Annotated in this window: 12 protein-coding genes and 1 tRNA gene; 6 read left to right on the top strand and 7 right to left on the bottom strand. The window is 42.9% G+C overall.

Annotated features, from left to right (window positions below; translation table 11 throughout):
• The first annotated feature begins 4 nt into the window (after nucleotides 1-4).
• Genes J0L83_05565 through rffA form a run of 3 tightly spaced genes read left to right on the top strand, consistent with a single transcriptional unit; the run spans nucleotide 5 to nucleotide 2454 of the window.
• On the top strand, nucleotides 5-628 hold the full coding sequence (locus tag J0L83_05565) for an acetyltransferase (protein ID MBN8664015.1): 624 nt from the start codon (nucleotides 5-7) through the stop codon (nucleotides 626-628).
• Entirely contained in the window at nucleotides 629-1324 is a 696-nt protein-coding gene (locus tag J0L83_05560) for a WbqC family protein (GenBank protein ID MBN8664014.1), read from the top strand. It begins immediately after the preceding gene.
• Nucleotides 1321-2454, top strand: coding sequence for a dTDP-4-amino-4,6-dideoxygalactose transaminase (gene rffA, locus J0L83_05555; protein MBN8664013.1), 1134 nt, complete (start codon nucleotides 1321-1323; stop codon nucleotides 2452-2454). The genes J0L83_05560 and rffA overlap by 4 nt, the downstream gene beginning before the upstream one ends.
• A gap of 30 nt (nucleotides 2455-2484) precedes the next feature.
• Here rffA and J0L83_05550 read toward each other — a convergent pair whose 3' ends face one another.
• The 3 genes from J0L83_05550 to J0L83_05540 are packed head-to-tail and all read right to left on the bottom strand — an operon-like array spanning nucleotide 2485 to nucleotide 7001.
• Nucleotides 2485-3405: a glycosyltransferase family 2 protein gene (locus J0L83_05550; protein ID MBN8664012.1), complete on the bottom strand. Its 921-nt coding sequence runs from the start codon at nucleotides 3403-3405 to the stop codon at nucleotides 2485-2487.
• Nucleotides 3402-4532 carry a glycosyltransferase family 4 protein gene (locus J0L83_05545; GenBank protein MBN8664011.1) on the bottom strand — a complete coding sequence of 377 codons (1131 nt, stop codon included), beginning with the start codon at nucleotides 4530-4532 and terminating at the stop codon, nucleotides 3402-3404. The genes J0L83_05550 and J0L83_05545 overlap by 4 nt, the downstream gene beginning before the upstream one ends.
• The gene (locus tag J0L83_05540) at nucleotides 4533-7001 is read right to left on the bottom strand and encodes a YfhO family protein (GenBank protein ID MBN8664010.1); all 2469 of its coding nucleotides are present in this window, start codon (nucleotides 6999-7001) and stop codon (nucleotides 4533-4535) included.
• A 52-nt stretch (nucleotides 7002-7053) separates the two neighbouring features.
• Here J0L83_05540 and J0L83_05535 point away from each other — a divergent pair, with 52 nt between their 5' ends.
• Complete coding sequence (locus J0L83_05535) at nucleotides 7054-7338, top strand: hypothetical protein (protein MBN8664009.1); 285 nt, start codon at nucleotides 7054-7056, stop codon at nucleotides 7336-7338.
• Between the two features lies 1 nt (nucleotide 7339).
• A complete protein-coding gene (locus J0L83_05530) occupies nucleotides 7340-8176 on the top strand; it encodes a queuosine precursor transporter (protein ID MBN8664008.1) in 837 nt (278 codons plus the stop codon).
• On the opposite strand, the gene J0L83_05525 is transcribed toward J0L83_05530, so the two are convergent.
• From J0L83_05525 to J0L83_05510, 4 genes are all read right to left on the bottom strand, one after another.
• A complete protein-coding gene (locus J0L83_05525; protein ID MBN8664007.1) occupies nucleotides 8173-8631 on the bottom strand; it encodes an NUDIX domain-containing protein in 459 nt (152 codons plus the stop codon). The two genes, J0L83_05530 and J0L83_05525, sit on opposite strands and share 4 nt — an antisense overlap.
• Nucleotide 8632: 1 nt before the next feature.
• Nucleotides 8633-9571 carry a magnesium transporter CorA family protein gene (locus J0L83_05520; protein MBN8664006.1) on the bottom strand — a complete coding sequence of 313 codons (939 nt, stop codon included), beginning with the start codon at nucleotides 9569-9571 and terminating at the stop codon, nucleotides 8633-8635.
• Between the two features lie 71 nt (nucleotides 9572-9642).
• Nucleotides 9643-10416, bottom strand: a complete 774-nt coding sequence (locus tag J0L83_05515) for a diaminopimelate epimerase (protein MBN8664005.1) — start codon at nucleotides 10414-10416, stop codon at nucleotides 9643-9645.
• Between the two features lies 1 nt (nucleotide 10417).
• On the bottom strand, nucleotides 10418-11293 hold the full coding sequence (locus J0L83_05510) for a nucleoside phosphorylase (protein MBN8664004.1): 876 nt from the start codon (nucleotides 11291-11293) through the stop codon (nucleotides 10418-10420).
• Between the two features lie 84 nt (nucleotides 11294-11377).
• Between J0L83_05510 and J0L83_05505 the strand changes: the two genes are divergently transcribed.
• Nucleotides 11378-11448, top strand: a tRNA-Cys gene (locus J0L83_05505).
• Nucleotides 11449-11719: the final 271 nt, after the last annotated feature.

The raw sequence follows: 11719 nt of genomic DNA, 5'->3' as shown, positions 1-11719 counted from the left end.
GTACATGCAGATCGGAATCATTGGTTATGGCGACCTTGGCAGACAGCTTAGGGCTTTTCTGCAGCAGCAATATCCTGATGCAGTCTTTACCGTCTTCGACGATTATACTTCTGTTGCTGAGGGTGCAGCGGTAGCACCATTTGATGCTTACCTACAGGATAAATATGCTGGCAGCCAATTCTATATCGGCCTAGGGTATAAGCACCTGAGTAAGCGTGAAGCCTTGGTAACAGCTATCGGAATACAACAATTACAACCATTTGTGCATCCTTCTGTGGTGCAGGGTGTGGATGTGCAGATTGGCGCAGGTAGCTTTATATATCCAGGCGCTATTTTGGATCATCAAGCCAATATTGGTAATGGGGTTTTGATTAATAATGGTGTGATTGTGTCGCATGAAACCAATATCGGTGATGCTACGTATGTTTCGCCGGGCGTGGTTATCTGTGGAAAAGCGCAGATTGGTAAGCGTTGCTTTATTGGTGCCGGTGCCATCATTTCTAACGGTGTTACTATTGGCGATGATGTGGTAGTTGGTATTGGTTCTGTGATTACCAAGAATGTGCCTTCAGGCACTTCTGTGATTGGTAACCCTATGCGTTTTACAGACAAACTGAATGTGCTATAAATGACTGCTGCTATTCTTCAATCCAATTATATCCCTTGGAAAGGATATTTTGATATCATCAATACTGCTGATGTCTTCATTTTTTACGATCATGTGCAGTATACCAAGAACGATTGGCGTAATCGTAACCGCATCAAGACACCGCAGGGTAGCAACTGGCTTTCTATTCCAGTTCGACAGTTCGATCTTAATCAGAAAATTGAAGAGACCCATGTGCTGAATCAGGAATGGCGCAAAAAGCATTGGGCAACTTTGAGCAATTTCTATGGGAAAATGCCTGGGTTTAAACTCTATAAAGAGTTGATTGAGCCGCTTTATCTCAACAGTGAGGAAACAAATCTCTCCCGTATTAATCAGACTTTCATAGAAACCATTCAGCAAATTCTGGGCGGTACAACCAAAATTTATCGTTCAACTGAATTGGGCTTTACTGAAGGTAAAACACAAAGCTTGGTTGATCTCTGTCAGAAAGTGGGGGCGGATACGTATCTTTCAGGTCCTGCTGCGAAAGATTATCTGGATACACCGCTGTTTGAGGCTGTGGGTATGCAGGTAAAATGGATGAGTTATGAGGGCTATCCTGAGTATACGCAACCATTTCCGCCATTTGACCATGCTGTCAGCATTCTGGATTTAATTTTTTGCACAGGTACAGAAGCAAAGAAATACCTGAAAGCATTTAGTGGTCGTTTATGATTCCTTTTAACAAGCCTTATCTGGGTGGTAAAGAGTTGGAATATATCCGTCAGGCTGTAGCCAGTGGAAAGATTTCCGGCGATGGTGTATTTACCAAAAAATGTCATGCTTATTTCGAGCAGAAATATGGTTTTGGTAAAGCATTGCTCACCACTTCTTGTACGGATGCTTTGGAAATGGCGGCCATTCTTTTGGATATACAGCCAGGTGATGAGGTGATTGTTCCTTCCTACACTTTCGTCTCCACACCCAATGCTTTTGTTTTACGCGGAGCGAAGATTGTCTTTGCAGACAGTCTGCCAGATCATCCCAATATGGATGTATCCAAGATAGAAGCCCTCATTACACCAAAAACAAAAGCCATCGTTCCGGTTCACTACGCAGGCCATGCCTGTGATATGGATGCCATCATGGCTATTGCCGATAAGCATGGGTTATTTGTGGTTGAAGATGCTGCTCAGGCTATCGACAATTACTATAAAGGCCGAGCACTTGGCTCAATAGGTCATATGGCTGCTTTCTCTTTCCATGAAACGAAGAATATCATTGCCGGTGAAGGCGGTATGCTTACCATCAACGACGCACGTTTCTTTCAGCGTGCAGAAATCATACGCGAGAAAGGTACCAACCGTTCTCAGTTCTTCCGGGGTGAAGTAGATAAATATGGCTGGGTTGATGTAGGCTCTTCATTTTTGCCTTCAGATATTATTGCAGCCTATCTCTACGCACAATTAGAAATGCTTGATACCATTCAGGCAAGACGAAGACAAATTTGGGATACTTATTTTGAGTTGTTTGAAGAACTGGAAATTCTGGGCTTTATACAACGCCCCAAAGTGCCGGCTTACTCAACGAATAATGCACACATGTTCTATATCGTGTGTCGTTCACTCGAAGAGCGTACTGGTTTGATGGAATTCCTGAAAGAGAAGAAGATTGGGGCTGTATTCCATTACCTCAGTTTGCACAAAAGCCCTTTCTATCAAGATAAACACGATGGTCGTGCATTGCCATATGCAGACCATTACACAGACTGTTTATTGCGTTTGCCCCTATACTATGAATTGGTTACACCTGAGAAGATGTACATCATTCAACAGGTGAAAGCATATTTTACTCAACTGGCTTAAGTGGTATTGCTTAGCCAGTGAATCACAGAATTAATAGGTTAATCTCGCTTGGAGCTTTTGCAAGTAATCCAAAGCCGCTGCACTGATGGTTGTTCTTTGCTCTGTTGCAGGAATGGCTGCGATTTTTCTCCAGCCCTCCACAAAGCCGGGTAGATAAAACCTACTGATTTTTAGATATTGCAAACTCCACATAAATGCCGTGGTATAAAAATAAACCGTAGGTAGGTATCTCCAGGCTACTTTGGATTTATTCACCCACATCATCTGTAGTTTTTGCCAGGTAGGGGTTCTGCCTTCCGGCGATTCTTTGTGCAGCATGATGATTTTATCGCTGTACACAATCCGGTATCCTTTATTGATGATGCGATAGCTCAGGTCATACTCCTCCATGCCGTAAAAAAAGTCTTCAGGATAATTGCCCGTTGCATCTAATACACTTCGTTTGATGGCATGTGCGCCACCAGCAAAGTAGTAGGTCTCAAAAAATGATTTGTCTTTGTATGCTGCAAAATTTTTGTGTGGTAATGCATTTTCCTGCATGGCACCGGTGGAGTGATACAGCACTTTGAATGAAACAATAGCTGTGGGTCTTTCTGAATTTTGTTCAAATACTTCCAGCAATCGTATCAGGCAATCCGGATTGCCCATTTCTGCATCATCATCCAGCATAATGATGATGGGTGCAGTACTGAATTGCAGTGCATAATTTCGGCCTCTTGCAACACCTAAGTTTTCCGGGGCAATGGTATAACGAAAGGGTAGTTGCGGTTGTGATTGAATGTAAGCTTCAACTGCACTGTAATCAGCAGTGGATTGGTTGTTAACGATGATGATTTCGCGTAACAATGCATCCGCTTTTTCCAGCGTGGCAATATTCTGGCAAAGCGCCAGCATATCGGCTGGTCTGTTGTATGTAATGATCACAAATGATATGGGTGCTTGTTCACTCATAGTTGTACTAACTGCGCAAGTGCATTACGGGTGATGCGCTCCCAGTGAAAAGTCTGATAAAAAGTTTCCGGTGTTTTCAATAAAGATTTTTCAGGCAGGTTTACCATGGCCTCAGCAAAAGCATCCCAATCGTAATCGGGCACAGCAATCAATTTGTGTAGATAATGCTCAGTCTTTAATCCTTTGATGCCATTGTGGGTGGAGATGATCATCTGGTTATTGGCAAGCGCCTCAATCAGTTTTGTTTTGATACCGGTACCAAAGGAAGAGGGAACGATAAAGCAGTCTGCACCTTCATAATAAATATCAATATCGTCTACAAATCCAGCGTAGACAACATTCTCGTACTCATCCAGCACACGTTGCCATGGCTCACTCAGTCTGTTACCGCATATTAGAATGCAATACTGGAAGTTTTGGTATTTGCTCAATCTTGGTACCAACTCAGAGATGATGATGCGAATGGCATCCACATTTGGGAGATAATCCAGTGTGCCGTTGAATAAAAAGACTTTTTCTTCCGGGGTAATCTCATGGGCAGTTTCGAGGAATTTTCTGCAGCCATGTTTTTCATCACCTGATGGCGGCTGCTGAAGGGTTACACCAAAACTGGCTATACTGGCTTTCTCTGCTTTAATTTTCCATTTGGCTATTGCCCATTGCATGTCTTCTTCCGTCACAAAGAAATTATGCGCTACATGTCTAAGCACCCATCTTTCATACCAGGCATATAAACCCCACCATACATCAGCTCTGTCGCGCAAGCGCTGCGATTCAATATTGTGTGAACGAACAATCAGCGGTCTGCCACTCAGCTTACTGAGTAACCAACCCAACCACCCGAGATAAGAGTGCTCAATAATGATATGCGTGATCTTTCTTTTTTTGATCAGCATCAATATTGCAGGAACCCAAATAATATTGAGCGGCCCCCACCAATGGTTAAATAAAAAGCTTTCTGCATGCTGCAGTGGAATATCTTTTTGCTGATTTTCCCTAGATACCAACACTGTAACAGCACATTGATTCGACAAATACTCGTAGAACCCGGCAGCACATTTTTGTCCGCCCATTTGGGCCGGCCAAACCTTATAAGAAATAATGCCAAGTACTGAGATTGTCTGCATTTAGGCGGCTGTTTTTTTGCGAACAAGCATTTGTGCGAGTGCACCCAATAACAATAACCAGGTTATGGCCGATGCGCCCATGGCTGCTTTCTGGCTATTGTAATAAGATGCCGGTTTAAATTCAAAACGAATGCGGTGCTGGCCTGCAGGAATGGCTAAGCCACGCAGTACATAATTCGTTTGAATGATTGTTGCTTCTTTATCATCAATATAAGCTTTCCAGCCTCTGTCATAAAAGATTTCACTGAAAACTGCGAATTGTGGTGCATTTGCAGTAGAAGCATATTCCATCAAATCATTATCATGCGAAACAAGTTGAATACTTGCTGTAGAATCCCAAACTGGCTGTGTAATAGTACCTGCAGTGCGTGCATCAACAATGGCAGTGTCTTTGGGATTGAAGCTATCAAGGCCCTTCATTACTTTAACTGGACCATCAACAGCTTGCACATGTTTTACCAACCAACATGCCCCTAAGGCATCCGGATTTTGCTGGTAGCTGGGTTGTCCTGTCTGCTGGTCCTGCACAATCACATACTTGGTATTCAGCATATCCAATACATGCTTGTTCATTGGCTGCTTATTGCGCAGTTGGAAATTCAACAGGTCTTCTGTGATACTCAACTTAGCAGGATGATAACCACCTACTGAACGGTGGTGGTAAGAAGTGATGGCATCATTGAATACATCCATCGTCAGGTTCAGTACACGATAATAGCCGGTGTCTTTTTTAATGGCTTCATCAATCGGACTAGGTTTGAAATACGCATCACTCAGTTCCTGCTCTTCCTGGAAATTGTTCTCATTTAAGTAACGTTTGCCTACCTGAAAAATATCGAAAGTAGTTAATGCCAAGAGTGAGAATACCAGAACGTTTGCTTTCAGCTTATCCTTGATATAGGCCCACAATAAACCTGCAGCCAATACAATCAGCACAATGCTGCGAATCAAATCAGCAGTGAATAAGGATTGTCTGTCGGCCTTCAATGCACTCAGCAAAGATTTTGTGAGGTCTTCATTGTTTCCGGTAATCTGCTGGAAAATGGCTTTATCATTCGTGCGTGTATAATCAAAGTTGAAATAGAAAGCGAGGGCAACTAGCACAATGCCAACTGTAATATAGCCTGCCAATTTCCAATGTTTGAAAGCTGCTTCTTTTGATTTCTCTTGCAGCAATTGTTCCACACCCATCACCGCTGCAAAAGCAAACAGCAATTGTGGAATCACCAGCGACATGGTTGGCGCTCTGAACTTGTTGTACAGTGGCAGGTATTGGAAAATGAATTCATTAAAGCCCATAAAGTTTTTACCCCAGCTCAGCAGGATGGCAAAAACAGAAATACCCAATATCCACCACTTGTTTGGTGTTTTCAGCGATACCATCGCAAAGATGAATAGGAAGCAAATCACTGCACCCACATATACAGGGCCTGATGTACCCAATTCTTGCGGTCCCCAGTACATAGGGAAGTACCGCAGAAAGCCCATTACCTGGTTTTCAGGTGCACCCAATTCAGTCATTTTCTCCACCATCTTTGATGGCTGAGGGTAGGGATCAGAACTTCCACCACCATAAATACCCGGGATCAATAAAGTATAGGTTTCAGCAGGGCCATAACTCCAGGCGTATGCATAATCTATTGGCAGACCTGCAGACTTCTTCGTGCTATTGGTAGCAGTATCCAGATTCAATGTGCCGTTACGCATGGTGGCTTTGGAGTAATCGCTGGTAGTAGCCAGTGTTACCATATGTGTGGCAGCGCCTAATGCTCCGGCTACTACAGCCAATGCTGCTGCTTTAATGAAGTGCTGGTAATCTTTCGCCTTGATCCACTGAATAGCAAATCCGATACCCATAGCCACTGCGATCAGTAAAGTATAGTATGTGATCTGCAGGTGATTCATGCCCACGAGCATACAGGTAAAGATGGCTGTGAGTGCCGTGCCCCACCAATATTTTTTGTTGAAGAGCAGCCAGAGTGCACCTATTAATGCGGGCATATAACCCATGGCCAACATCTTGGTATCATGCCCAACGGAAACAATAATTGGACTATAGGTTGCATAGGCATAAGCTAATCCACCCAATATACCTAGCCATGGCCTTACACCTACAACCTGACTCAGAAAATAAAAGCCAATGCAAAGCAGGAAGAACATATTGAGAGGCTTGGGCAGAAAAGCTGTAAACAACAAATGCAAATGGAGCGGGGTGATGGGGTTGGCCGGATCCAAGGTGATCTGATAACCCGGCATACCGCCGAAGAGATTGTTATTCCACAAAGGATAATGACCATGTTTGGTCTTATAGTTTTCCATATCCTGCACCATGCCCTTCCAGTGCATCACATCACTTTGGTTCAATACCTTTCCTTCAAGAGCCGGCTTGCAAAAAATAACTGCAACAAGCAGAAACACAGCAACAGCAATCGCATGGGGCAAAATGGCCTTCCAGTTGAAATTCTTCATAATTACACAATGATATCAGCAAATTAATGCTATTTTGAATGAATCAAGACGTATGAAACCGCTATTATTTGCCACACGTTTGGCACTGATTTGTAATTTGTTATTCCTGGTCTGCGTAGCCATTCAACGCACCTATGATTTTGTGGGTAATGAGCAGCTGAATAACTATATCATTATCCTGGGCTGGTTTGTGGCACCCATCCTCAACTTGCTCGTCAACCTTTGGTGGGCGGTATTGTTTATCTCCGGTAAATCGCCGGCATCGGGCAGATGGTTGTTTCTGATCAATGCGTTGTTGCTGGTGCTACAGTTTTACATCCTCTTAATCAACAACTAACATGATTCATCAAATACTGAAGAGTAAGTCCAGCAGGTTATTCCTAATCCTTGGCGGCTTTTTTATTGCCAATGCCATCGTAGCCGAATTCATGGGGGTGAAGATTTTTTCACTGGAGCGAAGTCTTGGGGCTGATCCGGTGAATTGGAATATTATGGGGCTGCCTTTTTCCTTCAACCTCACAACTGGTGTATTGCTCTGGCCTGTTGTTTTCATCATGACGGATATAATCAATGAATATTATGGGCATAAAGGCGTGCGCTTTCTCAGTTATCTCGCCGCTTCACTCATTACCTATGGCTTTGTGATGTTATACGGCGCTATTCAACTGGCACCGGCCGATTGGTGGCAAAGCAGCAGGGAAGGTGTGGGCATTCCGGATATGAACAATGCTTTTGCAGCCATCTTTGGGCAGGGCTTGTGGATCATCTTTGGTTCTTTGACAGCTTTTTTGATTGGGCAAATAGCCGATGTTCTGGTGTTCCATAGAATCAAGAAAATTACCGGCGAGCGTTGGATATGGATGCGAGCAACGGGTTCTACATTGGTGTCGCAATTAATCGATAGCTATATCGTCTTATTCATTGCTTTTTATGTAGGCCCAAGGGTGAATCCCGGTAACGGTTTACCTATGTCATTGCAACAAGTTTTTTCTATTGGTACCGGAAACTATCTCTACAAGTTTGCCATGGCTATTGCATTAACACCGGTGATTTATTTGGTGCATGCATGGATTGAAAATTATCTAGGGCGTGATTTGGCTGAGAAAATGCGTCGTTCTGCTATGAAGGATAGCCAAACTGAAGATGGTTTCGACAATATTCCTACGGCGGGTTAATATTTCTCTTTGAGTAATTGTGCTACTACTTTGTCGATAGGCAAGGTAAGTGCATTAGCATCTAATTGTTCCCATGCAATCCAGCGAAATACTTCTGATTCGCCATTGGGATTGGCTGTTTGCTCAGGACTAAAATCAAAAGGCGTTTCTTTTGTCGAGAGGGTAATAGGTGATATAGGATGTACGAAGTAATAAATAGAGATGATCTGGTCTTTGTTATTGAAAGCAGAGATCTGAAAAAAATCTGTGGTGTACAAGTGATCACCTACACGCACATCCAAACCGGTCTCTTCCATGAATTCCCTTTTCAAACAGTCGCGTGTGCCTTCTCCGAATTCTAATCCACCACCGGGAAACTTGGTGATATAATTGCCGCGGATGAATTCATCACTCACCAGAACCCTTTTCTGTTCGTCTACTAAAATGCCATACACACGTACATTGAAGAGTGGCATCTTAGAACCATTTCTTTTTCATGAAATACCAGCTGATTACAAAAGAAATCAGTAGGGAGAGAATTACCGGTATATAAAATGCATGATTGGAATGCTGATAGGGTATATCCACGTTCATGCCATAGATACTGGTTACCAAGATGGGTAAAGAAAGAATGATGGTGATAGAAGTCAGGCGCTTCATCACATTGTTCAGATTATTGCTGATAATGCTGGCAAATGCATCCATGGAACTTGTGAGGATGTTCGTGTATACATTGGCCATCTCCAAGGCCTGACTGGTATCTACGATCAAATCCTGCAGAAACTCTCTTTCTTCTTCGGTTAATCCTAAGAAATTGGTGCGCTCCAGTTTCATCATCAGCATTTCATTGCTACGAAGTGCTGTTACGAAATACACCAGACTCTTCTGAATACGCATCAGGTTCAATAAGTCTTCATTGTTGTTACTCTCGTACAATGAAGTTTCGTATTGATTACGGCGATTATTGATCTCTTTCAAATACTCCATGAAATTCTGTACCACTTTCTCAAAGATCTTGAGCACCATCATGTTTCTTTTATCCGGATGGCGTTTCTGGAAAGAGTTCAGGAATTTTTTAATAGCGCCGTTATCAAAAGAATTTACAGTTACAATTTGATTATGCGTCAGGATGATACAGATAGGGATGGTAATATAAAATGCATCACTATCATTAAAGGAATTATTCTCAGTAGGCGTTTTAATGACAATGAACTTTACATTGTCTTCCAATTCATAGCGGGGGCGCTCGTCGATATCTAAGGAGTCGCGCAGAAACTCCACAGGAATTTCCAATCCCTCACTCAATTCAGTAAACTCTTCGTCTTTAAAAGGTGGAACAAGATTCACCCATGCACCCACTTCGGGTTTATCGATCTCGATGGTCTGACTGTCGATATTTTTGAAGTACTGTATCATGGTTTGGTTTACCGGCAGGCGAATTTAGGTGATGCACATCAAATGCCGCTCTTTCTTGCAGGAAGCCTGTGTTAAATATCAATTTGCCCTTCAAATACAAATGTGGCCGGCCCACACAACCAAATAGAATGAAATGTCTGTTCATCTGCTTTGGTGTATTCTACAGCCAGTTTGCCTCCGAGGGTGGTGATATCAATTCTGTTGTAACCAATCTGCCTAGCTGCCGTTAAAGCAGCAGCAGTAACTCCTGTGCCGCAGCTGAAAGTTTCATCTTCCACACCACGTTCATATGTGCGCACGAAGAGACCATTATCCCTTGGTTCAATAAAATTGACATTAATACCTTTTTCAGAGAATCTGTCGTTGTATCGAATTTTTCTGCCTTCTTCAAAAACATTCAGGGTCTGCAGGTTTTCTGTTTTGCGGATATAGTGCGGTGAGCCCGTATCCAAAACAGCATCGCCATTGTTATTTTCTACTGCATCAACATCCTTCATCTTCAGGTGTATCCAACCATTCAAGGCAATTTTGGCTTCATGCGGACCATCAACAGCCAGAAAGAAATAATCGGTACGATGAATGCCTCGGTCATTGGCAAACTGCACCATGCATCGGCCACCATTACCACACATACTGCCTTCTTTGCCATCAGCATTGTAATACTTCATTTCAAAATCGTAGCCTGGCTTATCCTGTAACAACATGAGTCCGTCTCCACCAATCCCAAAACGACGATCACACAAATGATGAATCTGCTCTGTGCTTAATTGCACTGGATTGAATCTATTATCAATGATCACAAAATCATTGCCGGTTCCCTGGTATTTGGCAAAACGGATATGCATGTTATTCGGGTATGTTTGCGATAATGCCTAATGCTTTTTGAATCAATGCTTCAACAGCTGCGCCACCATCTTTGCTAAATGCTTTTTGTACGCGGTTGGCAACAATGGCATTCAAGCTTAAGCACTGATGACCGAGTAATTTACCCAATCCATAAATCGCACTGGTCTCCATTTCAAAATTGGAAATACGGTGATTACCAAAACGGAAATCGGTTAAGCGATCAACCAGTTGAGGATTCGTTAGGCCCAAACGCAAAACTCGGCCCTGTGGACCATAGAAGCCCGGGCAAGTAACGGTAATGCCATGATGAAATCCATCTACAAAATGCTTCAATACACTGATGCCAGCAGCAGCAATATAAGGTTGTGTGCCGGTGAGTCCTGTCTGGGTTACAAATTCTTGCAGCAATTGCACTTCTTCTTCATTATTGCTGTGTTTGTAGAAATGTAACAAATTGTCTACACCCAAACCATGGGTGCCCGCTACAAATCCATCTACAGGAATATCGGCCTGCAAAGAACCTGAAGTGCCGATACGGATGATGGTGAGGGAGTTTAGTTGTGGTTTGATGGTACGCGTAGCAAAGTCAATGTTAGCCAAAGCGTCCAGTTCGTTAAGTACAATATCAATATTGTCAGGACCAATACCGGTAGACACTACAGAAATGCGTTTTTGGCCGATATAGCCGGTATGGGTAATGAATTCTCTGTGCTGGAATTTGCCCTCAATGCGATCAAAATGCTTGCTCACTGCAGCTACACGGTCAGGGTCTCCAACAGTGATAATGGTATTCGCCAGTTCTTCAGGTCTTACATCAAGGTGGTAAACAGCGCCACGGGCATTAATAATTAGCTCACTCTCTGCTATTCTGTTCATAATCATGGGTTCAGACAGCAAATTTCGGGTTTTGCTTGCATAATATGCGGGCAAGCTGTATTTTCGCAGCCCTGAATAGGAAATGGTCCTGTGGCCGAGTGGCTAGGCAGAGCTCTGCAAAAGCTTCTACAGCGGTTCGAATCCGCTCGGGACCTCATAACATAAGTCGCCTTTTTGGCGACTCTTTTATTTATGTCAATCGACGATTTTGAAAACCTTTGGCTTTTTAGGGCTACTGTAGATTAAAACAGCTTTTATCCGATTAACTAAAATGAGATCTTGTATTTGTGTTAATCTCTTCCAATTCACATCTCATTCACAACTCTTTTCCAATAGTAGCAATCATGCTAAGTTTTGTAGCATATAGTTGAAAGGTGTGTTATATTTGTAAAGCACCTTAGTAAAGGATCCGGGCAATTAAAATCC

It is taken from the genome of Chitinophagales bacterium (genome assembly GCA_017303835.1).
Taxonomy (GTDB): domain Bacteria; phylum Bacteroidota; class Bacteroidia; order Chitinophagales; family Chitinophagaceae; genus JAFLBI01.
This window is presented reverse-complemented; position numbering and strand designations above follow the sequence as displayed.